The sequence below is a fragment of the Spongisporangium articulatum genome (assembly GCF_044465595.1).
Lineage (GTDB): Bacteria > Actinomycetota > Actinomycetes > Actinomycetales > Kineosporiaceae > Spongisporangium > Spongisporangium articulatum.
Genome location: NZ_JBITLV010000001.1, coordinates 110,587 through 134,569, shown reverse-complemented (window position 1 = coordinate 134,569; position 23,983 = coordinate 110,587). Strand labels below are relative to the sequence as shown.

The 23,983-nt window shown below is 72.2% G+C and carries 24 protein-coding genes; 10 read left to right on the top strand and 14 right to left on the bottom strand.

Features of this window, described 5'->3' with window-relative positions; genetic code table 11:
* The first annotated feature begins 5 nt into the window (after positions 1–5).
* Positions 6–869: a PhzF family phenazine biosynthesis protein gene (locus tag ACIB24_RS00660; protein ID WP_398273663.1), complete on the top strand. Its 864-nt coding sequence runs from the start codon at positions 6–8 to the stop codon at positions 867–869.
* A 104-nt stretch (positions 870–973) separates the two neighbouring features.
* On the opposite strand, the gene ACIB24_RS00655 is transcribed toward ACIB24_RS00660, so the two are convergent.
* The 3 genes from ACIB24_RS00655 to ACIB24_RS00645 all read right to left on the bottom strand — a co-directional run bounded on the left by ACIB24_RS00655 (position 974) and on the right by ACIB24_RS00645 (position 6,452).
* Positions 974–2,455 (bottom strand): MFS transporter, encoded by a 1,482-nt coding sequence (locus ACIB24_RS00655; protein ID WP_398273660.1) that lies wholly within the window; start codon positions 2,453–2,455, stop codon positions 974–976.
* A gap of 22 nt (positions 2,456–2,477) precedes the next feature.
* On the bottom strand, positions 2,478–4,901 hold the full coding sequence (locus ACIB24_RS00650) for a putative bifunctional diguanylate cyclase/phosphodiesterase (RefSeq protein WP_398273657.1): 2,424 nt from the start codon (positions 4,899–4,901) through the stop codon (positions 2,478–2,480).
* A gap of 153 nt (positions 4,902–5,054) precedes the next feature.
* Positions 5,055–6,452 carry a hypothetical protein gene (locus ACIB24_RS00645; RefSeq protein WP_398273654.1) on the bottom strand — a complete coding sequence of 466 codons (1,398 nt, stop codon included), beginning with the start codon at positions 6,450–6,452 and terminating at the stop codon, positions 5,055–5,057.
* Between the two features lie 129 nt (positions 6,453–6,581).
* Between ACIB24_RS00645 and ACIB24_RS00640 the strand changes: the two genes are divergently transcribed.
* Positions 6,582–7,826 (top strand): alpha/beta fold hydrolase, encoded by a 1,245-nt coding sequence (locus tag ACIB24_RS00640; RefSeq protein WP_398273652.1) that lies wholly within the window; start codon positions 6,582–6,584, stop codon positions 7,824–7,826.
* A gap of 23 nt (positions 7,827–7,849) precedes the next feature.
* Here the strand turns inward: ACIB24_RS00640 and ACIB24_RS00635 are convergent, their stop codons facing one another.
* The 9 genes from ACIB24_RS00635 to ACIB24_RS00595 form a co-directional block, all read right to left on the bottom strand.
* Positions 7,850–9,469 carry a cyclic nucleotide-binding domain-containing protein gene (locus ACIB24_RS00635; RefSeq protein ID WP_398273649.1) on the bottom strand — a complete coding sequence of 540 codons (1,620 nt, stop codon included), beginning with the start codon at positions 9,467–9,469 and terminating at the stop codon, positions 7,850–7,852.
* 95 nt (positions 9,470–9,564) lie between these two features.
* Positions 9,565–10,236 (bottom strand): hypothetical protein, encoded by a 672-nt coding sequence (locus ACIB24_RS00630; RefSeq protein ID WP_398273646.1) that lies wholly within the window; start codon positions 10,234–10,236, stop codon positions 9,565–9,567.
* A gap of 44 nt (positions 10,237–10,280) precedes the next feature.
* The gene (zwf, locus tag ACIB24_RS00625; protein ID WP_398273643.1) at positions 10,281–11,777 is read right to left on the bottom strand and encodes a glucose-6-phosphate dehydrogenase; all 1,497 of its coding nucleotides are present in this window, start codon (positions 11,775–11,777) and stop codon (positions 10,281–10,283) included.
* Positions 11,778–11,916: 139 nt separating this feature from the next.
* Positions 11,917–12,558 (bottom strand): response regulator, encoded by a 642-nt coding sequence (locus tag ACIB24_RS00620; RefSeq protein WP_398273640.1) that lies wholly within the window; start codon positions 12,556–12,558, stop codon positions 11,917–11,919.
* On the bottom strand, positions 12,555–13,607 hold the full coding sequence (locus tag ACIB24_RS00615) for a sensor histidine kinase (RefSeq protein ID WP_398273637.1): 1,053 nt from the start codon (positions 13,605–13,607) through the stop codon (positions 12,555–12,557). The genes ACIB24_RS00620 and ACIB24_RS00615 overlap by 4 nt, the downstream gene beginning before the upstream one ends.
* Before the next feature lie 12 nt (positions 13,608–13,619).
* Positions 13,620–14,348, bottom strand: coding sequence for a hypothetical protein (locus tag ACIB24_RS00610; RefSeq protein WP_398273634.1), 729 nt, complete (start codon positions 14,346–14,348; stop codon positions 13,620–13,622).
* Entirely contained in the window at positions 14,345–15,061 is a 717-nt protein-coding gene (locus tag ACIB24_RS00605) for an ABC transporter ATP-binding protein (protein WP_398273631.1), read from the bottom strand. Before ACIB24_RS00605 ends, ACIB24_RS00610 begins: the two co-directional genes overlap by 4 nt.
* A 46-nt stretch (positions 15,062–15,107) precedes the next feature.
* Positions 15,108–15,467 (bottom strand): hypothetical protein, encoded by a 360-nt coding sequence (locus ACIB24_RS00600; protein ID WP_398273628.1) that lies wholly within the window; start codon positions 15,465–15,467, stop codon positions 15,108–15,110.
* 55 nt (positions 15,468–15,522) lie between these two features.
* Positions 15,523–15,858 carry a putative quinol monooxygenase gene (locus tag ACIB24_RS00595; RefSeq protein ID WP_398273625.1) on the bottom strand — a complete coding sequence of 112 codons (336 nt, stop codon included), beginning with the start codon at positions 15,856–15,858 and terminating at the stop codon, positions 15,523–15,525.
* Between the two features lie 55 nt (positions 15,859–15,913).
* On the opposite strand from ACIB24_RS00595, the gene ACIB24_RS00590 reads away from it, so the two are divergent.
* Positions 15,914–16,351, top strand: a complete 438-nt coding sequence (locus ACIB24_RS00590; protein ID WP_398273622.1) for an SRPBCC family protein — start codon at positions 15,914–15,916, stop codon at positions 16,349–16,351.
* Between the two features lie 3 nt (positions 16,352–16,354).
* Here the strand turns inward: ACIB24_RS00590 and ACIB24_RS00585 are convergent, their stop codons facing one another.
* Both ACIB24_RS00585 and ACIB24_RS00580 read right to left on the bottom strand, forming a co-directional pair.
* Positions 16,355–16,711 (bottom strand): hypothetical protein, encoded by a 357-nt coding sequence (locus ACIB24_RS00585; protein WP_398273619.1) that lies wholly within the window; start codon positions 16,709–16,711, stop codon positions 16,355–16,357.
* Positions 16,712–16,837: 126 nt separating this feature from the next.
* Complete coding sequence (locus ACIB24_RS00580) at positions 16,838–17,035, bottom strand: hypothetical protein (protein WP_398273616.1); 198 nt, start codon at positions 17,033–17,035, stop codon at positions 16,838–16,840.
* Between the two features lie 219 nt (positions 17,036–17,254).
* Here ACIB24_RS00580 and ACIB24_RS00575 point away from each other — a divergent pair, with 219 nt between their 5' ends.
* The 7 genes from ACIB24_RS00575 to ACIB24_RS00545 all read left to right on the top strand — a co-directional run bounded on the left by ACIB24_RS00575 (position 17,255) and on the right by ACIB24_RS00545 (position 23,976).
* Positions 17,255–18,331 (top strand): YihY/virulence factor BrkB family protein, encoded by a 1,077-nt coding sequence (locus ACIB24_RS00575; RefSeq protein WP_398273613.1) that lies wholly within the window; start codon positions 17,255–17,257, stop codon positions 18,329–18,331.
* 52 nt (positions 18,332–18,383) lie between these two features.
* Positions 18,384–19,397 carry an acyl-CoA dehydrogenase gene (locus tag ACIB24_RS00570; protein ID WP_398273610.1) on the top strand — a complete coding sequence of 338 codons (1,014 nt, stop codon included), beginning with the start codon at positions 18,384–18,386 and terminating at the stop codon, positions 19,395–19,397.
* Positions 19,390–19,965 (top strand): class I SAM-dependent methyltransferase, encoded by a 576-nt coding sequence (locus ACIB24_RS00565; RefSeq protein ID WP_398273607.1) that lies wholly within the window; start codon positions 19,390–19,392, stop codon positions 19,963–19,965. Before ACIB24_RS00570 ends, ACIB24_RS00565 begins: the two co-directional genes overlap by 8 nt.
* Entirely contained in the window at positions 19,962–20,669 is a 708-nt protein-coding gene (locus tag ACIB24_RS00560; RefSeq protein WP_398273604.1) for a glycosyltransferase, read from the top strand. The genes ACIB24_RS00565 and ACIB24_RS00560 overlap by 4 nt, the downstream gene beginning before the upstream one ends.
* Positions 20,669–21,691 (top strand): DNA topoisomerase IB, encoded by a 1,023-nt coding sequence (locus tag ACIB24_RS00555; RefSeq protein WP_398273601.1) that lies wholly within the window; start codon positions 20,669–20,671, stop codon positions 21,689–21,691. Before ACIB24_RS00560 ends, ACIB24_RS00555 begins: the two co-directional genes overlap by 1 nt.
* Before the next feature lie 80 nt (positions 21,692–21,771).
* On the top strand, positions 21,772–22,191 hold the full coding sequence (locus ACIB24_RS00550) for an SRPBCC family protein (protein WP_398273599.1): 420 nt from the start codon (positions 21,772–21,774) through the stop codon (positions 22,189–22,191).
* Between the two features lie 75 nt (positions 22,192–22,266).
* A complete protein-coding gene (locus ACIB24_RS00545; RefSeq protein WP_398276673.1) occupies positions 22,267–23,976 on the top strand; it encodes a sodium:solute symporter family protein in 1,710 nt (569 codons plus the stop codon).
* Positions 23,977–23,983 lie beyond the last annotated feature (7 nt).

Here is a 23,983-nt window from a genome sequence, read left to right as displayed (position 1 = left end):
TCCCCATGGCCGCGCCGACGCTCCAGCGATACACCGCCTTCAGCGCCGACCCGCTCGGCGGCAACCCGGCCGGGGTGGTGCTCGACGCGGCGGGCCTCAGCGACGACCAGATGCAGCGCGTGGCCACCGCCGTGGGCTACTCCGAGAGCGCGTTCGTCACCACGGAGGTGCCCGAGGGGCCCGACCTGGCGGCCCCGGGCGGCTACACGGTGCGCTACTTCTCGCCGGTGGCCGAGGTGCCCTTCTGCGGGCACGCCACCGTGGCCACCGCCGCCGCGCTGGCCCGGCGGATCGGTCCGGGCCGCTTCACCTTTCACACCCTCTCCGGGGACGTCCGGGTCGAGACCCAGGCCGAGGGGGAGCTGGTGCTGGTGACCCTCACCAGCGTCGAGCCCTACGTCGAGGAGGCGGCGCCCGCCGTCCTGGCCGAGACCCTGGCCGCCCTGCGCTGGTCAGGCTCCGAACTGCATCCGGCCTACCCGCCCCGCATCGCCTACGCCGGGGCCCGGCACCTGGTGCTCGTCACGCGCACCCGGGAGCGGCTCACCGCGCTGGCCTACGACTTCGACCGGCTGGCCCGCATCATGCGCGGGGCGGACCTGACCACCGTCACTCTGGCCTGGCCGTCGGACCCGACCACGTTCCGGGTCCGCAACCCGTTCCCGGTCGGCGGGGTCGTCGAGGACCCGGCGACGGGCGCGGCGGCCGCCGCCTTCGGCGCCTACCTGCGGGCGCTGGGCAAGGTCGGCGACGAGGCCCGACTGCTGCTGCGCCAGGGCGACGAGCTGGGCCGGCCGTCGCGGCTGGCGGTGGAGCTGACCCCCGGCGACTCCCGCGTCCGGGTGACCGGCGCGGCTGTCCCGATCTGACCCGTTCGACAGCGGCGGGACAATCGTCGACGAGTGAATCTCGCGTGCTATTTCCAACCGAAGGTCACTCGTAAACGGTTGTTCGGGGCTTCGGGGCTTCGGCTCTAGCGGGCGCCCAGTGACTGCCGGACACTCGGCGGGGGCACCGTGACCGGACAGTTGTAGCAGGGCTCCTCGGCCTCCTCCGCGACGGGCGCATCCGGGGCCGGGTCGGAGATGGCGAACCAGGCGATCACCGCGGAGACGGCCACCAGCCCGGCCGCCCAGGCCATCGCCACGTGGAAGCCGTGGGCGAGTTCGCCCGGCTGCCGGTACATCTCACCGCTCAGCCCGGTGAGCACCGGAATGGCCGCGACGGCCAGCAGCCCCGCCGTCCGGGCCACCGCGTTGTTCACTCCCGAGGCCACCCCCGCGTGCCGGTCCTCGACCGCGGCCAGCACCGTCGCGGTCAGGGGCGCCACGGTCAGCGAGAGACCGAGCCCGAGGATGACGATGACGGGCAGCACGTCCGTCCAGTAGCCGGAGCCGGGCCCGATCCGCAGCATCAGCAGCAGTGCGCAGGTGACGATGAGCGGTCCGAACGTCATCGGCCGGCGCGGCCCGATCCGGCCGGCCAGGGCCCCGGCCCGGGCCGACAGCAGCAGCATGATCGCGGTGATCGGCAGCAGGGCCGCGCCCGCGGCCAGCGGGCTGAACCCGACCGCCACCTGCAGGGTCAGGGCGAGCATGAAGAACACCGCGCCGAGCGCGGCGTACAGCGCCAGCGTGACCAGGTTGGCCGCGGTGAACTGCCGGTTGGTGAAGATGTCCAGCGGCACCAGCGGGTGTGAGCTGCGCCGTTCGACCTCGACGAACGCGGCCAGCGCCAGCACCCCGACGACCAGGGCGGGCAGCACGCCGCCGAGCCCCCGCGCCGGCGCCTCGATCAGCGCGTAGGTCACCCCCGCGAGACCGACGGCGGCGGCGAGCGACCCCCCGACGTCCAGCTTCCGGGCCGCCTGCGGGTCGCGTGTCTCGGGTACGTGCCGCACCGCGATCGCCACGACCACGGCGCACAGCGGCAGGTTGACCAGGAACACCAGGCGCCAGTCGAGCTTCAGCAGCAGCCCACCGACCAGGGGGCCGATCGCCCCGGCGATGCCGCCCAGCCCCGACCAGGCGCCGATCGCCCGGGCCCGGTCGTCGGGGTGGAACGACGCGGAGATCATGGCCAGCGAACCGGGGGTCAGCAGGGCCCCGCCGACTCCCTGCAGCGCCCGTCCGGCCGTCAGCAGGGTCAGGTTCGGTGCCACCCCGCACAGCAGCGACGCGACCCCGAACCAGGTCACGCCCACGACGAAGACGCGGCGCCGGCCGAACCGGTCGCCCAGCGACCCGCCGAGCAGGATGAGCGCGGCGAGCGTGAGCGCGTACCCGTTCACCACCCAGGTCAGCCCGGCCAGGTCGGCGCCGAGCTCGACGCCCACGGTGGGCAGGGCCACGTTCACCACGGTCGCGTCGAGGCTGACCACGCCGCTGCCGAGCACCGCGGCGAGGAGCACCCAACGGCCGGCGGGGGTGGAGAGTCGTACCGGGTCGTCAGTCACCGCGCGATCCTCACACGGATCGTCAGGTGGTGCGCTGGCCGGGTAGGGCCCGTTCGCGGGAGTCCGCGTCCGCGTTCCTGTCCCGTTCGGCGTCGGCGCCGTCGTCGAGCCGCTGCGGGGCCGGACGCGGCGGGGTCTGCGCGCCGATGTCGACGACCAGCGGCGTCATGTCCTCGCCGCTGTAGGGACGGCCGAGCAGGAAACCCTGGGCCATGGTGCAGCCCATCGAGCGCAGCACCTCGATCTGCTCCGGACGTTCCACGCCCTCCGCGACCGTGACCACCCCGAGCCGGGACAGCAGGCTGAACATGGCCTCGAGGAACGCCCGCCGCTGCGGGTCGCGGTCGATGTCCTGCACGAAGAGCCGGTCGATCTTCACGGTGTCCAGTTGCACGGTGAGCAGCTGGGCGAGCGTGTTGTAGCCGGTACCGAAGTCGTCGAGGGCCAGCGACACGTTCAGGCCGCGCAGGGTGGCCAGCACGTCGTGGATCGACTTCCGGTCGCCGAGCAGACCGGCCTCGGTCACCTCGAGCGTGAGCTGTCGCCCGTCGACGCCGTGCCGGTGCAACGTCGCGCCGACCCGGGCGGGCAGGGTCGGGTCGGCCAGCTCGGCCGGGCTGATGTTCACCGCCACCGTGAGGTTGCGGTGCCCGAGAAGGCCGTTCCAGACGGCCATCTGGGAGCAGGCCTGGTCCAGCACGAGCGCGGTGAGCTGGCCGGCCCGGCCGATCCGTTCGGCGGTCGGCACGAACACGTCGGGGGCGACGTCCATCCCCTCGTACTGCCACCGGGCCAGGGCCTCGAGACCGTGCAGGCGGCCCGAGGCCAGGTCCATCACGGGCTGGTAGGCGACGCTGATCTCGCCCGCGTCGATGGCCCGGGTGAGGGCGTGCTGCAGGGTCAGGTCGTCGACGGCCTCCAGCCCCATGCCGGGGCTGTACTGCTGGAAGTTGTTCTTGCCCGCGCGTTTCACCATGAACATCGCGATGTCGGCGCGCTGCAGCAGGGTGCCCGCCTCGGCGGCGCCGGGGCGTTCGCCGTCGTGGGCCTCCTCGAGCCGGGCCACGCCGACGCTGGCGGAGACCCGCATCCGCTGGCCGGCGACGTGGAACGGTGTGCGGAGGGCGTCGACCAGCTGCGCGGCGGAGATCTCGGGCTCGTGGAAACCCGTGAACAGGACGGCGAACTCGTCACCGCCCAGTCGGGCCAGGGTGTCGCCCGGCTGCAGGGCGCCCTGCAGCCGCCGGGCCACGCTGACCAGCAGTTCGTCGCCGTGCGCGTGGCCGAGGGTGTCGTTCACCCACTTGAAGCCGTCAAGATCGATGAAGGCGACGCTGGGCGCCTCGTCGGCCGCATGCCGGGCGAGGGCCTCGGTGACCCGTTCGACGAACAGCGGCCGGTTGGCCAGCCCGGTCAGGTCGTCGTGGAAGGCCAGGTGCCGCAACTGTTCCTCGCGTTCGGCGACCGCCTCGTTCAGCTTCATGTTGTCGACCAGCGCGAGGTACTGGCGGAACAGCACGAGGGAGATCTGCGCGGTCGCCAGGAGCACGGAGGCGGTGTTCACCTCGGCGTCGCTGAAGTACTGGTACAGCACGCCCGCCCCGGCGAGGGCGGCCAGGGCGTAGGGCAGGAGGTCCGTGGTGAGGCGACGCGCGGGGGTGTCGGGCGCCTCGGACGTCTCCGGTTCGGCCGTGATCCCGGCCAGTCCCAGCGTGCAGAACGCGACGCACCACCCGACGTCCACCAGGCTGCCGGTGCCGTAGTCGGACGTGGCGGTGAGGTAGGCGAACGCGCTGTCCGCCAGGGTCATCGAGATCATCGCGCCCGTGACCATGCCGAGCTGCAGGCGCCGGGTCGTGCTCGAGCCCAGGGCGAGCACCGTCGCGGAGATCAGCAGGATGTCGCCGATCGGGTAGGCGATGGAGATGCCGAAGGCCAGCGGCGAGTCGGCCCCCGCGTGGATGACGGCGCCCAGCGTCGTGGACGAGGACAGCAGGGTGACGGCGACGGCCACCATGGCGGCGTCCAGCATCTGCCGGCGACGCAGGTGGAGCGGGGCGGGGGAGGGCAGCAGCCATACGCCGACCACGGCCAGGGGGAGGAAGAGCAGGTAACCCACGTCGGCCATCGACGGGAACGGTGACGCCCGGTTCAGCACCACCTCGTAGAGGGACCAAACCGCCTGTCCGCAGGCCCACGACGCGGCCGCGGCGGCCAGGAAGGCCAGTGCCACCCGGTGTCGGCCGCGCGAGAACCAGGCCCCCCAGGCGCAGCCGAGGGCTCCCCAGGCCGCGGCGCCGGTCTCGCCGAGGTCGTCGACGATCACCGAGCCCCGCGGGTAGACGTCTTTCAGCGCCAGCATGGCCAGCACCGTCGCGACCAGGACGGCGCTCGCGCCGGCGGCGGTCCACCAGACCGGTCCGGCGAGGCGGGCCTTGCCTGGCATGCGGTTCACCTCGGGCTTCACGGACGACGGGGCAGCCCTGGCTGCTGCAGGGCGGGGAGGTGCTGTGCCCTCTATCGGGTGAACCCGCGTCCGGGATGAGGAACGCCCCGCTCGTTGTGACTCAAGTCACAGCGAGCGGGGCGTTCCGTGAACTCAGTGCCGCGGTCGCTTCAGGGTGAAGGACGCGCTCACCTCGTCGTCGCCGCGGCCCGGGGCGTTGAGGAGCACCCGGCCCCGGACCGAGTCACCCTTGCCCAGCCGGTCGCCGGTCAGGGTGGTGCAGTCGCCCGAGGCGAGCTTCTCGTCGTCCGCCGTCCGGAACTTCTTGCCGGTGGCGAACTGGAGCAGGGCCTGCGCGCTGCGCGTGCCGCTGTTGCAGACCTTGACCTGCGGCTTGCCGCCACCGGTCAGGCCGGTCCGGGGCACGTCCAGGTCGTACTTCTGCGGCGGGCAGGTCAGGGTCTTGCTGACCAGCGTGATCCCGGTCGTGGCCGAGGAGACCGTGACCCTCCAGGGGCCGTCACCGGTCAGGCGCAGCCTGCCCTTGCCGTTCGGCTCGACGTCCTTCTTGCCGACCGTGGCGGCGACCTCGCCGGTGTACGTGCCGCCGAGCAACGTCGTCGAGTCGGCCGTGCAGGTCGGGGCGCCCAGGGTCACGGTGCCGGCCGCGAACGGTTCCCCGTCGTAGCTGCTGACCGTGTCGCCGTCGCCGTTCACGCAGGTGGCGGTCACGGCGTAGTCGGTCGGGTCGACATCGGCCGGCAGCGTCAGCGAGGCCGAGGCCCAGTCGGCGCCGGTGGCGCTGGTCTCGTCGAGGACGTCGCCGGTGGTCAGGTCGACGAGCGTGAGCTCGGCGCCCGTGGCTCCGCTCACGCAGGCCTCGGCCGGGGTGACGGTGAGGGTCGTGCCCGGGACGACGCTCGCCGGGTCCAGGTTCAGCTGCGGGGCCTTGCCGCTCACCGTCAGCGCCTGGTCGGCGTACGTCTGCGTGGTCATCGAGCTGCCCGAGTCGTCGCCGGGCTCCTCCTCGTCGTCCCCGGTGTCGTCCCCGGTGTCGTCCCCGGTGTCGTCACCGAAGTCGTTGCCGTTGTCGTTCACCGAGGAGTTCTCGAACTCGTCGCCCGAGTCGTCACCCGAGTCGTCGCCCGAGTCGTCGGACACCGAGCAGGTGACCTGCACGACGCCCGGGCCGGGGGCGACCGCGTCACCCGCCCAGCCGCCGTCCTCGTCGACCCCGGCCACCGGCAGGCTCACGGAGGCGGCGTCCCACGCGCCGTCCTCGTCCGTGGTCAGCGAGGCGAGCAGGTAGAACGTGTCCGTCTTGTCGGTGAAGCCGATCTCCACGTCCTGCACTCCGATGTCGCTCGGGCATCCCGTCGACGAGGAGACGGTGAAGGGGACGCCGGGACGCGCGCTCGAGGCGCCGAGCGTCACCGTCGGGTCGGCCGCGGCCTGGCTCAGGCCGGCCTGGGCGATCGGGGCGGTCGCAGCGCAGACGCCGGCGAGGCCGGTGAACACGATGCGGCGGATGCGGGCAGCACGAAGGGTCACGAACTCTCTCCTCGGTCGCGGAACACCCAGAGTGAGAGATCCACTACCCAGTGCACTAGCAGGGTCGCCCGCCCGGCGCAGCCCGTCGCTCGTCCGGCCCAACGACTGGTCGCGTGGCAGGGTGCTCGTATGGCGGTCACGGTGCGCACCCCCGGCCTGTACGTCGTCGAGCACGAGGTGGAGGTCCCGCTCGACCACGCCGACCCGGGCGGGGCCACGATCACGGTGTTCGCCCGCGAGGTGTCCGACCCCGACCGCCGCGACCGTCCCTACCTGCTCTTCCTCCAGGGCGGGCCGGGGTTCGAGGCGGCCCGGCCCACGGGTGACCCGCTCGGCCCGGGCTGGCTCGGCCGGGCCCTGCAGGATTACCGGGTGCTCCTGCTCGACCAGCGCGGCACCGGACGCTCCACGCCGGTCGGCCCCGAGCTCGCGTCGTCCGGGCTGACCCCCCAGCAGCAGGCCGACTACCTGTCCCACTTCCGCGCCGACTCGATCGTGCGGGACGCCGAACTGGTCCGGGAGGCGCTCGGGGTCACGCGGTGGAGCGTCCTGGGCCAGTCGTTCGGCGGGTTCTGCACGCTGCACTATCTGTCCACGGCGCCGGACAGCCTGCGCGAGGCGTTCTTCACGGGGGGCGTCCCGCCCGTGGGGATGCCCGTCGACGACATCTACTCGGCCACGTTCGCCAAGCAGCGCGAGCGCAACGAGCGCTACTACGCCCGCTATCCGGGCGACCGGGACCGGGTGCGCCGGATCCACGCCGCCCTGGACGCCGAACCGCTGCTGCTGCCGACCGGTGACCGGCTCACCTCACGCCGGTTCCGCTCCGCCGGCCACGGGTTCGGGATGAGCGACGGGCCCGACCAGCTGCACTACCTGCTCGAACTCCCCATCACCTCACCGGCTTTCCGGCACGACGTGCAGGCCGGGATGGGCTTCGCGCGCAACCCGCTCTACGCGCTCGTGCACGAGGCCTCCTACGCCGACGGCGGCGTGACCGGATGGGCGAGCGAGCGGGTGATGCCGTCCGACTACGCCGACGACGTCACCCTGTTCTTCGGCGAACACCTCTTCCCGTGGGCCTTCACCGACTACGGCGCGCTGGCCCCGCTGCGCGAGACGGCCGACCTGCTGGCCGGGCGGGAATGGCCCCGCCTGTACGACGAGGACGTCCTGCGCTCCAACGAGATCCCATGCGCCGCAGCGGTGTACGCGGACGACCCGTACGTCCTGGCGGAGCACTCGATGGCGACGGCCGGCCTGGTCCGGGGCCTGCGGCCCTGGCTGACCAACGAGTACCTGCACAACGCGATCCGGGCCGACGGGGCCCGGGTGCTCGACCGCCTGATCGACCTGGCCCGCGGTCGCGCCTGACGCCGAGCCTGAGCCCCGGCGTCCTAGGGCTCCGTCTCCAGGCGCTTCTGCGCGATCTCGAGAGCCAGCCGGCCCGTGGCCACGTGCCCGGTCACCGCCGCCAGGAACGGCTCGGCGGCCAGCGCGTAGACCGTGCTCGGGGTCGTGGCGGTCACGGTCGCCGTCCGGGGGACGGCGTGCAGCAGGCCGATCTCGCCGACCCCGTCGCCGCGCCGGCAGTGCCGCAGCACCACGCCGTGCTTGGACACCTCGAGCTCGCCGTCCGCGATCGCGTAGTAGGCGTCGCCCACGTCGCCCTCCCGCAGCAGGATCGTGCCGGCGCTCAACCGCTCCTCCCGCACGGTCTGGGCCAGCCCTTCCACCGTCGGCAGCGGCAGTTCGGCGAACAGGGGCAAGGAGCGCAGCAGGGCGATCTCGACGACGGGCACCCGCGCCTCGGAGTCCAGCCGGAACAGGGCGCGTCCTCCGGCCAGGCCGGCCAGCGGCAGCAGCAGGGCGAGACCGACGAAGGTGCCCGTCGTCCCGAACGCCGTCTGCAACCCCGACACGAGCGCGGTGCCGACGGCCAGCCCGGCCATGAACAGGCCCTCCAGCAGGCCGAACACGCGCGCGGTCTCGTGCACCGGCACGGTGCGCTGCAGCAGCGTCCGCGCCGTCACGTTCAGCACGGCCAGCCCGCCGCCGATCAGCCCGAAGTAGGCGACGGTCGGCACCAGGCCGGTGTGCGCGCCCAGGCTCGCGACGGCCGCGGTGACGACCAGGGCCGCGAGCACGATCGGCCGCCCGAGCCGGCGGCCGACCAGGAGGGCCGTGACCACCCCGGCCAGCATCGACCCGACGCCGAACGCGGTGTTCAGGTAGCCCGCCCACTCCTCGCCCCGGCCGAGCACGTCCACGGCGACCACCACGTAGAGCAGGTCGACGGCCCCGATGATGACGCCGACCGCGGTGATCAGGCTGACCAGCAGGCGTACCGCGGCATTGCCGGTCACGAGCCTCGCCGAGGCGAGCAGGTCGGCCAGCTGCCCGGCGTCCGACTCCCCGCCGGTGACGACGGGCCGCAGGGTGCCGACCAGCAGTGGACCCAGGGCGAGCAGGGCCGCGCAGGCGACGAACACGCCGGCCGGACCGGTCAGTCCGATCAGCACCCCGCACAGCACTCCGGCCAGCACCTGGGCCCCCGACTCCAGCCACCCCAGCGCGACGTTGGCGGCGGTCAGCTGCTGGGGGGTGCGGGCCAGCGCGGGCAGCAGCGCGGCCTGGGCCGGCCGGGTGGTGGTGACGGCGGTCGACGCCACCGCCGCCGCCGCGTACGCCACCCAGGGCAGGTCGGCGGCCATGGCCGCCGCGGTCGCCCCGGTGCCGAGGGCCTGGACGACGTAGCCGCCGCCCAGCAGCAGCACCGGTGAGCGGCGGTCGGCGATGCCCGCGGCCAGCGGGGCGAACAGGGCCGCCGGGATCAGCTGGGCCAGCACCACGGCGCCGGCCACACCCACCCCGCCGCGCTGGTAGGCGTAGACGATCATCGCGATCCACACGGCGTACTCGGTGAGGATGAAGATCGTGTACGCGAGGGCCACGCGGGTCAGCGGGCGGTTGCCCAACAACGACCGGAAGACCATGACCGACCGCGGGGCATCCATGATCGCCAGCGTACGAACGCGCGACGCCGCGGCCTACCGTGCTGCCCCTCGTTCCGGGGTGGGGGTTAGCCCCTGCCCCGCTGATACATCCGGATTCAGCGCGTCGGTTCGACCGGTTCGACGGGTTCGACGGCTTCCGGGGCCGGGACCGGCCGGAAGGCGAGCCGGTCGACCCGCCGGTGGAAGTGTTCCCCGGCCTTGCCGCCGACCACCGCACCGACCCACGTCACGACGAGGACGGCGGCCAGGGCGGTGACGCCGCCGACGGTCGCCTGCCCCTCGTCGACCGGGATGCGCGGCAGGTCGAGCTGGTTGAACAGGTTGTACTGCGCGCCGAACACCGCGCCCAGCACCGCGAGGACGACGACCACCGCCAGCCCGATCAGCCACACTCCGGTGCCCTGCCGGGCGCCGTCGAAACGGGCCATCCGGCCGGCCACGTAGCCACCGGCGTAGTACGAGACGAAGAGGGCGACGAGGAGGGCCAACGCACCCGCGACGCTGATCGGGTCGAGGCTGCCGTCGGCGGCCAGTGACGCCCGCCGCTGGATCGTCGCGCTGCTGACCCCCTGGGTCAGGCCGATCGCAACGCCCGCGACGGACAGCACCGCGACCAGCAGAACGGCGAGCCCGTTGGCCGACAGCCAGCCGAAGAAGGCGCAGCCCCAGCGCAGGCCGCCGAACGACTCCCGTTGCACCGCAACGGCTTCCCGCACGCTGGCGGGCGGCGAGGGTTCGACCGGGACGGTCGGGTCGACGTCAGTCATGATCAGAAAACTAGCCCCGGAACCGATCACCGCAAATCGAGCAGCTACTTCTTCTGCCGCCAGACCCGCTCGAACGGCAGTCGCCAGGCGTGCGGCGCGATCAGCTGGTGGATCGCGTTCGGCCCCCACGTACCGGGTGCGTACGGCTTCACCGGCGGTGGGTCCTCCAGCAGCGGCGCCGAGCGCTCCCACAGGGACTCGATGCCCTCGGCCGTCGTGAACAGCGTGTGGTCGCCCCGCATCGCGTCGAGGATCAGCCGCTCATAGGCCTCGAGAACGTCTCCGGCGCGCTCGGTCTCGTGCGTCGAGAACTGCATCGACAGCTTGTCGAGCTTCATCCCCGGCCCTGGCCGCTTGCCGTAGAACGACAGCGAGACCTTCGAGTCCTCGGCGAGGTCGAAGGTCAGATGGTCCGGACCGCTCGCCCCGACGCCGGAGTTGGCGGGGAACATCGTGCGCGGCGCCTCCTTGAAGGCGATCGAGATGATGCGCATGCCCTCGGCCATCTTCTTGCCAGTCCGCAGGTAGAACGGGACGCCGGCCCAGCGCCAGTTGTCCAGGCCGACCCGCATCGCGATGAACGTCTCGGTGTCGGAGTCGCGGGCCACGCCCTCCTCGTCGAGGTAGCCCGTGTACTGGCCGCGCACGACGTCGCGCGGGTCGATCGGCAGCATCGAACGGAAGACCTTGTTCTTCTCCTCGCTGATGGCCCGCGGTTCCAGGGCGGTCGGCGGTTCCATCGCGACGAACGCGAGCACCTGGAGCAGGTGGGTGACCACCATGTCCTTGTAGGCCCCCGTCGCCTCGTAGAACGACGCCCGCTTGTCCAGCCCGAGGGTCTCGGGGATGTCGATCTGGATGTGGTCGATGAAGTTACGGTTCCAGATCGGCTCGAAGAGGCCGTTCGCGAACCGGAACGCCAGGATGTTCTGCGCGGCCTCCTTCCCCAGGAAGTGGTCGATGCGGAAGATCTGGCTCTCGTGGAACGTCTCGTGGACCTGGTCGTTCAGCACGATCGCGCTGGCCAGGTCGGTGCCGAACGGCTTCTCCATGACCACGCGCGACTTCTCGACCAGCTTCGCGTCGCGCAGCATCGTGATGACGGCGAGCGCGGCCTTGGGCGGGACGCTCAGGTAGTGCAGCCGGCGCACCTCGGGCCCGAGCTGCTCCTCGGCGTCGGCGACCGCGGCCGCCAGGGCCTCGGGGCCGGCGCTGCTCGGTACGTACACGATCTTCTCGGCGAACGCCTCGAGCTGCTCGGTCGACAGCGCGTGCTGGCCGAACTCGGTCACGGCCTGTTTGGCGAACGCGCGGAACGCGTCGCTGTCCATGTCCTCCAGAGACGTGGCGACCACCCGGATCGACGGCGCCAGCGCCGATGACGCCAGGTGCGCCATACCCGGCAGCAGCTTGCGCCGCGAGAGGTCGCCGGTCGCCCCGAACAGGGTGATGACGTGTGGGGAGATCACGTCGGGGGCGCCACGGCCGGCGCGCGCCCCGGCCGCCGGGTACGAGATCGTCTGTGCAGGCAGGTCCGTCACGGTCTCGATCATCCCACCTCTCGCGCCCGTCGGGACAGGCGCGAATCTCGTGTTCATCCACCGGTTACACCGGGGCTCGGCGCCGTGCGTCCGACATGGTCCGCGCGTCAGATCGGCTTCCGGGGCGTCGATCTGTAGCTCAGCCCTGAGCCTGCTGTCCGAGGATTGCCGCCTCGACCCGGTTCCGCACGCCGAGCCGGGCCAACAGGGTGCTCACGTAGCCCTTCACGGTGCCCTCGCTCAGGTGCAGGCGCTGCGCGAGTTCGGCGTTGGTCAACCCCTCGGCCAGGAGGGTCAGGATCTCCTGCTCGCGCGGGGTCAGCCCTGCGCGAGCGCGGCGCGCGGCGGCACCGCGTGACCGGGCGGTCCGGACCTCGCTCAGCAGGTCGGCCGCGATCGCGGGGTCGAGGCAGGCGCCGCCCGCAGCGACCGAGCGCACGGCGGCGATCAGCTCGTCCGGTCCGCCGGTCTTCAGCAGGAACCCGCTCACCCCGGCCGCCACGGCGACGTCGACGTACGCCCGTTCGCCGAAGGTGGTGAGCATGACGACGGCCGGTGGCTGCGGCCGGCGCAGCAGTTCCGCCGCCGCCCACAACCCGTCCCGACGAGGCATCCGCACGTCCATCAGCACCACGTCGGGCCGCGTCGCGATCGCCACCCGGACCGCCTCGTCGCCGTCGCCCGCCTCGTCCTCGGCGCGCAGGTCGGGGGCGGAGGCGAGGATCTCCCTCAGGGCCGTGCGGACCTGCGGTTCGTCGTCCACCACCAGGACCCGGATCATCGTGCGTTCACCGTGAGATCTTGTACCGCAACGACTTTCCCCTCGTCGAAACAGACGCGGACGGTGGCCAGACCGAGCGGGAAGTTGCCCTCCGTGTAGGACCGGCACGACCAGGCCGCCGGGACGGCGGGGGCTGCGTACAGCCGCACGGGCGCCTGCCGTCGGGGCAGCAGGGCGCCGGCCTGCGCCTCGGGCTGACCCACCGAGAGCAGCCGGCGAGGCCCGGGTTCCAGCGTCGCGCCGTACGTCGCCCAGGTGTAGAACGCCAGGACGACGACGGTGGCCGCGGTCGCGGCCGGCCAGGCCCGCCGGGCGAGCTGGACGGTCGGGGACGGCGGGTGCCGCGGCTCGGTCGTGGCCCGCACCCGGGGAGCGGTCGGCAGCTCGGCCCGCACCGTGAAGACGCCCGCCTCCTGCGTCGCCTCGAACGAGCCGCCGAGGAGTTCGACCCGTCGGCGCAGGCTCGCCAGGCCGCTGCCCGGCCGTCGCGGGGCGGCGGCCGCCGGGTTGCTCAGCTCGGCCCGTACCCGGTCGTCCGCTGCGACGGTCACGCTCACCGGGGCTCCCGGCGCGTGCCGGGCCGCGTTGGTCAGTGCCTCGCGCACCAGGCCGGCGACGGTCAGCTGGACCGGCAGTGTGGCACCGGTCAGATCCGCGATCCGCGCCTCCACCTCCATCCCCGCGGCGCGTGCCGCGGCCACGACCTCCTGGACCCCGGCGCCGGCGACGTCCAGGCGCGCGTCGGATGCGCCCAGGACGTCGGTGACCTCACGCAACGAGAGGGTCGCCCGGTGGGCGGCCGCCCTGATCTGCGCGGCGCCCCCGTTCCCGCCCACCTCCAGCGCCCCGGCCTGCACCGCGATCAGCGCCAGGTCGTGGCCGATCAGGTCGTGCAGGTCCTCGGCGAGCCGCGCGCGCTCGAAAGAGGCTGCCCGATCAGCGATCTCGTCTACGTAGCGGCGGCGTAGCACCGTCCAGCCGATCGTGAGCGCGGCCCCCGCCGCGAGCACGACGACAGCCAGCGCGACGAACGTCAGTTCCGCGAGCACGACGGCGCCTCCTCACACGTCCCGGTGCGCGAACCACCACCGACCCGCCGCGTACGTCGCGGCGGCCCAGCCCAGCAGCACCACCCCGCACAGTGTCGGGTCGGGGCCCGACCAGGCTACGAACTGCGCGCCCGCCCCACCGGGGGTCCACCGCGACGCACCGTCCGGCAGCAGCACCGGCGCGATCAGCAGCCCGGCCGCCGCGCCCAGCGTGCCCGCCGTGCTGCGCAACAGCGCCGCCAGCCCGAGCGTGAGGAGAGCGGCTGCCGCGAAGAGGACCGTCGTCCGGAGCGCGTCGAGTACCCAGGCGGCCGGCCGCAGCTCGGCCCCGGAGACATGCCCGGCGAGCAGGACGACGGCGGCCGCGCGGCAGGTCAGGGCGGCGAGCAGCCCCGCCGGCACGACGGTCGCCACGACGACCGCCGCCTTCGCGTTCAGGACCCGGACGCGGCGCGGCTGGGCCCACAGCGTGCTGCGGATGCTGCCGCTGGCGAACTCGGCCGTCACCGGGAGCAGGGCGAACGTGGCAACCAGGGTCAGAGCCGTCTGGACCGCGGGGGTGAGCGCGTCGGCGAGCGGCAGCTGTGCGTTCGCCGGCACGGTGCCGCGCCCGACGTCCACCACGAAGTCCGAGGCCAGCGAGGCCGTGGTGACGAGCGCGACCGCGCCCGCGCCGAGCAGCGCCGCGGCCGGCGCCGGCACCGACCAGAGCTTGCCCCACTCGGCGCCGAGCGCGCTCACGCCACGGTCCGGAACTCTTCGTGGCCCGTCACCAGGCGCACGTAACCGTCTTCGAGAGTGCCGTTCTGGAGGAAGGCGGCGAGCGGGGCGTCGGCCAGCAGCCGGCCGCGGCCGAGGACGACGACGTGGTCCGCGATGCGCTCGAGCTCCGCCAGCAGGTGGCTGCACACGAGGACGGTCCGCCCCTCGGCGGCCAGCGCGCGCAGCAGGCCGCGGATCCACCGGACCCCTTCGGTGTCGAGGCCGTTCACCGGTTCGTCCAGCACCAGCACCTCGGGGTCGCCGAGCAGGCCGCCCGCGATGCCCAGGCGTTGGGTCATGCCGAGGGAGAAGGTGCCCACCCGTCGTCGGGCGACCCCGGCCAGGCCGGTGCGGGCCAGCACCTCGGTCACCCGTTCGGGTTCCACGCCGAGGTGCCGGGCCAGGCCGAGGAGGTGGCTGCGGGCCGTCCGGCCGGGGTGGGCGGAGCGGACGTCGAGGTGGGCGCCGAGAGTCTGCGCCGGGTGCGGAAGGTCGGCGTACCGGACGCCGTCCACGGTGACCGCGCCACCGGTGGGTGTGTCGAGGCCGACGATGAGGCGCAGGGTCGTGGTCTTGCCGGCGCCGTTGGGGCCGATCAGGCCGGTCACGGCGCCGGGGCGGATCGTCAGCGTCAGGTCGTCGAGGGCCACGACGTCACCGTGGCGCTTGGTCAGGTGCTCCATCCGGATCATGCGCTCAGGCTGCCGGAGGCCGGCGTCCTGGCGGTACTGCCGAAAGTCAGGACTGACGGTCGCGCTTCATCCGTCGCTCGTGTTCGTGCCGCGGGACGCCGAGCTCGTCGCGCAGCTCGCGTTCCAGGCGCTTGAAGGTGGCGTAGTAGCCGTCGTCGTACTCCTCGATCACCTGGTAGGTCCACCGGCCCTCGAGCACGTCCAGGCCGACCAGTTCGCGCTGCAGCCGGTCGGCCGCCTCGGCGTGGCCGGCTTTCCGCAGTCCGTCCATCACCGCGTCGAGCGACCCGTCGGCCGAGCCGGTCAGCTGGTGGAACTCGTACAGGTGCCCCCGGGCCCGTTCGGTCTTCTCGAGCGCCTCCGAGAGGGCACCGAGCGCCTCGACCAGCGCGTCGTCGTCCGCCATGCGCCCATGGTCGAGCGACCCGGGGCGGGGTGCACTTCGGGTGGTGCGACCGCCCTCAGGCGAGCTGGTCGGGGACGCCCTCGACCTGGTAGCCGACGATGGTCGGGGGCGCCGCGACGAGGGGCCCGATCTTCGCCAACAACCCGGCGACGCCCGGGCCGGCGAGGTGAGTCTGCAGGGCGGCCTGGTCGCGCCAGATCTCGAAGCTGGAGAAGGCGTCCGGGTTTTCCAGGTCACCGGTGAAGTGGTAGCTCAGGCAGCCGTCCTCGGACCGTGAGGCCTCCGCCGCGCCCGCGAGGAGCTGCGCCAGCTCGGCCCGGGACTCGGGGCGGGCGGTGGCGGATGCGACGACGACGTACATGGTGACCTCCTGGCTGTCGGGTGTGCGCACCGTAGGCCGGGGCGCTTCGAGGTGCACGCCGGGCGGACGGGCCCAGGATGGCCGGATGAAGGCATTGACCCGTCACGTGGACGTCTCGGCGCAGCAGGTCTTCGACGTGCTGTCCGACGGCTGGCTCTACCCGATGTGGGTGGTAGGCGCGTCGCGCATGCGGGAGGTGGACGACGGGTGGCCGGCGGTCGGGACCCGGCTGCACCACTCGGTGGGCGCGTGGCCGTTGCTGCTCGACGACACCACCGAGGTGCTGGAGTCGCACCGGCCGCGGTTGCTGAAACTGAAGGCGCGAGCCTGGCCGTTCGGCGAGGCGCACGTGATCCTGGAGATCCAGGACGACGGGCGCGGCGGTTCGGTGATCACGATGCAGGAGGACGCCGTGAGTGGGCCGGGAACGCTTGTACCCCAACCGCTTCGGCAGCTCGGGATCGTGCCGCGCAACGAGGAGGCGCTGGACCGGCTCGCATACCTGCTCGAGGGTCGCCGGTGACGTTCAGCTGATGCCGGCTCGCTCGTCCAGGGCCTGGAGCAGGTCGTAGGCGGCTCGCTCGACGGCCTTGTGCCGCCACTCGGCCGCCCGGTACACGCAGGCGATCAGCCCGGAGCGGTGGACGCGGCGGAAGTCCCCGTACCCGAATGCGTACCGGGCCTTGGTGCCGTCGTTCGCGCCCACCGTGAGGCCCAGGTGCCACCCGGAGTACTCGTCCCAGTCGTGCTTCTCGAGAAAGGCGTTCTGGGCGGCGGCGTTCGGCTGGACCTGCCCCCAGTCGCTGTCGAGCACGTACTGCCGTCGGGCGATCAGGTGCCGGGCGTGCTCGACACCTCTCGGGTTGACCTCGTACGACGCCATGCCAGAAGTGTCGCCGCCGAGACCGATCGGTCGAGTCGAGTGACACCCACCCGAAGATCGGCGTCATCGCCGGATTCGGCCCAGCGAGACTCACTGAAACGCGGCAGCGTCGCCGATCTCAGATGCTCAGGCGGCGCCGGCGATCCCGTGGTGCAGCTGGTTGTGGATGCCGAGCAGGTGCTTGGCCTCGGCCGGTTCGAAGGGCCCACCGACCAGGTCGCAGGTGTCGCAACGCATCATCGCGGCGGCGTCGGCCGCGGACTGGGCCGCGTCGGCGCGGTACGGGAGTGAGATCAGCTTGCCGATCTTCGCGGGAATCGTCATGGCACTCTCCTCCGCCTCGACCGGGGTGACCCGGTGGTTCGCTCGTTCTGAGAGGACGGTAAATCCCGTTTGCGTACCGTGCCTGCCGAATTGTTCAGAAGTTGTTCATGCCACATCGGAGGGGTCATCTGGACTGGCGCCCGAGGGACGCGCGCCTAGCGTCGAAGGGCGTCGAGAAGGCGGCCGGCCCCAGCCCCTCGTGCCTGGAAGGCGCTGCTCATGAGCACTCTGCGAGACCGTCTCCTCCACCCCAAAGCCCGGCGCGAGGAAGCCCGGGGCGAGGAAGCCCGGCGCGAGGAAGCCCGGCGCGAGGAAGCCCGGCGCGATGAGGCTCGCCGCGACGAGCGGGTCGAGCCCGACTCCGCCCCCGAGGTGCCCACCCGGTTGCCGGCCCGGGCCTGGTTCGGGGCGGTGCGCCGCGCGGTCAAGGAGTTCAGCATCGACGGCCTCACCGACTGGGCCGCGGCCCTCACGTACTACGGCGTGCTGTCCATCTTCCCGGCGCTGCTGGTCCTCCTGTCGCTCATCGGCCTGCTCGGCCAGGACGCGAGCCAGACCCTCATCTCGAACGTGAACGGGCTCGCGCCGAGCAGCCTGCGGCCCGTACTCGTCACCGGGATCCAGAACCTGCAGGACAGCAGCCAGTCGGCCGGCCTCCTGGCGATCGTCGGGCTGCTGGCCGCGCTGTGGTCGGCGTCGGGCTACATCTCCGCGTTCATGCGCGCCTCCAACGCCATCTACGACGTCCCCGAGGGTCGCCCGATCTGGAAGACGTTGCCGATCCGCGTCGGCCTGACCGCGCTGATCATGGTGCTGCTGGCGGCGTGTGCCCTGGCCGTCGTCGTGACCGGCTCCCTGGCCCAGCGCATCGGCGACCTCCTCGGGCTGGGCGACGCGGCCGTCACGGCCTGGAACATCGCCAAGTGGCCGGTGCTCCTGCTGGTCGTCTCCTTCATGTTCGCCCTGCTGTACTGGGCCTCGCCCAACGCCCGGCAGGGGTTCCGGTGGGTCAGCCCGGGCGGCGTGGTCGGCGTCCTGCTGTGGGTGGTCGCCTCGATCGGGTTCGCCGTCTACGTGGCCAATTTCGCGTCGTACAACAAGACCTACGGGTCGCTGGCCGCGGTCATCGTCTTCCTGGTCTGGCTCTGGATCTCGAACATCGCCCTGCTGCTGGGGGCGGAGCTGAACGCGGAACTCGAACGCGGCCGGGCGATCCTGCGCGGGCACCCCGCCGACCAGGAGCCGTACATCGAGCTGCGCGATGACAGCCACGTCAAGGAGAGCGACGGTCTGTGACCACGGTGGCCGCGAAGTTGCGTGGTTCACAGGTCGTGATTTCTTGTCGAGCATGGCGCTCACCCCGTTCGGCGACCCCCTGACCGTTCTCGGCGCCACGTCGGTCCTCCTCGAAGATCCGCACACTGCGGAGGGTTTCGCCCGCGGGACGATGGGCGACCGTGAGCGCGTGCACTCGGCGGCGCGGTCGGAGGCGTTGGGTTTCGACGGGCCGCGTGACGAACGGCGGGCCACCTGGGCCTACCTGGCCGCCCTGGGCCGCCGCGACCTGGTGCTCGCCCGGCTGGTCGAGGGGCACGTCGACGCGGTGGGAATCCTCGCCGAGGCGGGGCGGAAACCGTTCCCCGGCGCGGTCTACGGCGTCTGGGCGTCCGGTTCCGGGGGGACGGGCCTGACCGCCGAACCGGTGGCCGGCGGTTTCCACGTGTCGGGCACCCTGCGCTACGCGACCGGCGCCCGCTGGGTCGATCGGGTCCTCGTGACCGCACGGACGCCGTCCGCTCAGGTCCTGCTCCTCGACCTCGCCGTGGGCGAGGGTTGGGAGCCGCTCGACGGCACGTGGCGCGCCGTCGGCATGGACCTCAGCGACAGCCTCGACGTCGAGGTCGACGTAGCGGCGTCCCTTGCCGATGGGGTCGGCAGCCCGGGGTTCTATCTCGACCGGCCCGGTTTCCCGCTCGGCGGGATAGGTGTCGCCGCCGTCTGGCTGGGCGGGGCGGCCGGCGTGCTCGACGCCGTCACCGCCGGCCTGCGCCGCTTCGAGCCGGACCCGCACCAGCTCGCGCACCTCGGAGCGCTGACGGTCGCCGTCGCCCAGGCCGACGCCGTGCTGGCCCGCGCCGCGGACGAGCCGGGAGATCCGGCGACGGCGGCGCTCCTGTGCCGGGCCGCCGTCGACGCCGCAGTGACCGAAGTCCTCACCCGCGCACCGAGACTGACCGGGCCGACCCCGCTGTGTCGCGACGGTGACTTCGCGCACCGCCTGGCCGACCTGCAGGTGTACGTGCGTCAGCAGCACGCCGAACGCGATCTGGCGGCGCTGGGGCGGGCGGCGCTCGATGGTTGAACTCTCGAACCTCGCTGCGCATTTCGACGCGAAGTACGACGTCGAGCCCGACCCCTGGCGGTACCGGGACTCCTGGTACGAGCGCCGCAAGTACGCGATCACGGTCAGCTGCCTGCCAAGACCCGCCTACCGGGCGGTGTGGGAACCCGGCTGCTCCATCGGGGAACTCACCGTGCTGCTGGCGGCGCGGGCCGAACGCGTCGACGCCTGCGACATCAGCCGGGCGGCGGTGTTCGCGGCGCGGCAGCGCACGGCCGACCTGCCCAACGTCCGGGTCGAGCAAGCGGCACTGCCCACGTGCCCGCCGGGCGCCTCCTATGACCTCGTGGTGCTGTCCGAGGTCCTCTACTACCTCGACGAGTCCGACCGGGACGCGACGCTGCAGCGCGCCGAGGCGGCGGTCGAGCCCGGTGGTGACCTGGTCGTCGTCCATTGGCGGCATCACCCCGAGGATGCCTGGGCCGCAGGGGAGACCGTGAACGACCAGGTGCGGCACCGGCCGGGCTGGGCACCCGTCGTCCGGCACGAGGAGGCGGACTTCGTGCTCGACGTCCTGACCCGCAGATGATCGAGGCGCTGGCCGTCGTCGTCCCGGCCCGGGACGAGGAGGAGCTGATCGTGCCGTGCCTGCATTCGGTGCTCGCGGCCCTTGACCGGGTGTCCCTGCCCTCGCTCGTCGTCGTGGTCGCCAACCGGTGCACGGACGCCACCGCGCTGCTGGCCCTCGGAGTGCTCGAACGCCGGGGAATCGTCGTGCAGGACGACGCCGAGCGGGTGGGGGCCGTGCGCCACCGGGGGGTGGCCGAGGCGCTGCGCCGGCTGCCGGTCGACGGCGCCGTGCTGCTGCTGTCCACGGACGCCGACACCACCGTGCCGGCCGACTGGGCGCTGCGCCTTCTCGGGCACGCCCACGACGGCGTGGCCGCCGTGGCCGGGTTGACCGAGCTCGACGATCGGCCGGGTCTGTCGCCGCAGGCACTCCACGTCTATGACGACCTGGTGGCGGCCGGGATCCACGGCGTGAGCCACGGGCACGCCTACGCCGCCAACCTCGCTGTCCGCTCCGACGCCTACCTCGCCGTCGGTGGCTGGCCGGTCGTGCGGGTGGGCGAGGAGCACGCGCTGTTGGGGCTGCTGGAGGACGGGGGATGGCCGGTGCGCCGCGTCGTGGACGTCGTGGTGCGCACCAGTGCCCGATGCCGAGCCCGGGCCCAGGGTGGGTTGGGAGACCTGCTGAACGACCTGCCTAGCGTGGAACCGGAGGTCGTCTGATGCCCAGGCTGCGCCGTACCTCGCCGAGCCAGCCCGGGTGGACGCGCCGCCGGGCCGGGCGCGGGTTCATCTATCTCGACGGCGACGGCCGGCGGATCAAGGACGCCGAGATCCTCGACCGGCTGGGTGATCTCGTCATCCCACCGGCCTGGCAGGACGTCTGGTTGTGCCCGTTCCCGAACGGGCACCTGCAGGCGGTCGGCACGGACGCGGCGGGTCGACGGCAGTACCTCTACCACCCGGCCTGGAGCGAGCAGCGGGCGACGAAGAAGCATGAGCGGGTGCTGGGATTCGCGCGCCGGCTGCCCGCCGCCCGCCGGACGGTGCGCGACCACCTGGCGCGGCCCGGCATGCCGCGGGAACGCGCGCTGGCGGTGGGCTTCCGGCTCCTGGACCGGGGCCTGTTCCGGATCGGCGGCGAGCAGTACGCGGAGGAGCACGGCAGCTACGGGCTCGCGACCCTGCGCAAGGAGCACGTGCAGCTGGACCGCGACACCCTCGCCTTCGACTTCCCCGCCAAATCGGGCAACCGGCGCACGATGGTGCTCACGGACGCCGAGATCCTCGACGCGGTAGGCACTCTGCGCCGTCGCCGCAGCGGCGGCGAGGAACTGCTGGCCTACCGCGACGGCGGGCGCTGGCGCGACGTCGGCAGCGACGACCTCAACACCTACCTCAAGGATGTCGTGGGTCCGGACGCCTCCGCCAAGGACTTCCGCACCTGGCACGGCACCGTCCTGGCCGCCGTGGCCCTCGCCGGTCGGGACCGGCCGCGCTCGGAGTCGGCGGGCAGGCGCGAGGTCGCCCGGGCGGTGAAACAGGTCTCCCAGTACCTGGGGAACACGCCCGCCGTCTGCCGGGCCTCGTACATCGACCCGAAGGTGCTCGATCGCTACCGCGAGGGACGCACGATCGACGCGCGCCGCCGTCCCGAGGACTTCGGCACCGAGGCCGATCTCGTGGAACTGCCCGCCCCCTCGCCGGCCACCGAGCGGGCCGTGCTGGGGCTGCTCGGTGATTGATCGAGTTGTCCCCTGGCCGGGACGCGTTTAGCTGGAGAGGCAAGGAAGACCGTCGATCAGCACCGAGGAGATGTTCTCTCGTGGCACAGGTACAGGAGTCCGTGGACGTCCAGGTACCGGTACGCACCGCTTACGACCAGTGGACCCAGTTCGAGACCTTCCCGAGGTTCATGAACGGGGTCGAGTCGATCCGTCAGATCGACGCCACGCACACGCACTGGGTGACCAGTGTGGCGGGCGTGCACCGTGAGTTCGACGCCGAGATCACCCAGCAGCGGCCCGACGAGGTCGTGGCCTGGGAGAGCACGGGTGGCGACACCCGGCACGCCGGCGTCGTGACCTTCGAACCGATCGATGCGGACACCACGCGGGTGACCGTCTCGATCGACTGGGAACCCTCCGGGGTGGCCGAGAAGGTCGGTGCGGCGGTCAACATCGACGACCGTCAGGTCAGGTCCGACGCGAAGCGGTTCAAGGAGTTCATCGAGCAGCGCGGGTGACCTGTCCGTACCGCAACGAGTGGGGCCGCTCCCGATCCGGGGGTGGCCCCACTCGCGCGCCGGCGGGGCGCCGAAATGCGCCTTTGTTGCGCAGGGGTTACACCAGAGGTCGTGGACAACGCACTCAGGCTGGATGCCCAGTTCATCGACTACGCGCTGCTCGCCGTCTATTTCGTGGTCGTGCTGGGCATCGGCCTGCTCGCCCGCCGCCAGGTCAGCAGCAGCATCGACTTCTTCCTGTCCGGCCGGTCGCTGCCCGCGTGGGTCACGGGCCTGGCTTTCATCTCGGCCAACCTCGGGGCCGTCGAGATCATCGGGATGTCCGCCAACGGCGCGCAGTACGGGCTGCCGACGATGCACTACTTCTGGGTCGGGGCCGTGCCCGCGATGCTGTTCCTGGGCGTCGTGATGATGCCCTTCTACTACGGCTCGAAGGTTCGCAGCGTGCCGGAGTTCATGCTGCGCCGGTTCGGTACCCCCGCCCATCTGGTGAACGCCCTCAGCTTCGCGCTCGCCCAGATCCTGATCGCGGGCATCAACCTGTTCCTGCTCGGCAGCATCGTCGAGGCCCTGCTGGGCTGGCCGCTGTGGGTCTCGCTCATCGTGGCCGCCGCCATCGTCCTCGCGTACACCACCCTCGGTGGCCTGTCGGCGGCCATCTACAACGAGGTGCTGCAGTTCTTCGTGATCGTCGCGGCGCTGCTGCCGCTGACCATCGCCGGGCTGTACAAGGTCGGCGGCTGGGAGGGGCTGAAGGAGAAGGTCACCGCCGGACCGGGTGGCGCGGAACAGCTCTCGACCTGGCCGGGCAGCGACCTGTCAGGTTTCACGAACTCGTTCCTGTCGGTGGTCGGGATCGTCTTCGGTCTCGGCTTCGTGCTGTCCTTCGGGTACTGGACGACGAACTTCGTCGAGGTCCAGCGGGCCCTGGCCAGCAAGGACATGTCGGCCGCGCGCCGCACGCCGATCATCGGTGCCTTCCCGAAGATGTTCATCCCGTTCATCGTCGTCATCCCCGGCATGGTCGCCGCCGTGACGGTCAGCGAGATGGTGCAGACCAAGGCCGGCAAGGCGCCCGCCGACATCACGTACAACGACGCGATCCTGCTGCTGATGCGCGATCTGCTGCCGAACGGCCTGCTGGGGGTGGCGATCACCGGTCTGCTGGCGGCGTTCATGGCCGGGATGGCCGCCAACATCAGCGCTTTCAACACGGTGTTCAGCTACGACCTCTGGCAGACCTATGTGGTGAAGGACCGCGACGACGACTACTACCTCAGGGTCGGGCGGGTCATCACGGTCGTCGCCACCGTGGGAGCGATCGGTACCGCCGTCCTCGCGTCGGGCTACTCGAACCTGATGGACTACCTGCAGCAGCTGTTCTCGTTCTTCAACGCACCGCTGTTCGCGACGTTCATCCTCGGGATGTTCTGGAAGCGGATGACGCCGACCGCCGGCTGGGTCGGCCTGGTCACCGGAACCGCCTCCGCCGTCGCGATCTTCGTGCTCTCGGAGAACGACGTGATCAGCCTCGAGGGGCAGGGCGCGAGCTTCCTGGCCGCGGGCGTCGCGTTCGTCGCCGACATCGTGGTCAGCGTGCTCGTCACGCTGGTGACGCGACCCAAACCGGACTCCGAGCTGCGCGGCCTGGTCTACTCGCTGACCCCCAAGGAGGACCGCACCGAGCATCGCGAAGGTGCCGACGCGGTCTGGTGGCGCTCGACCCCGGTGCTGGCCGGGATCGCCGCCGTCCTGGTCGTCGCCCTGAACGTCGTCTTCGCATAGGAGGAAA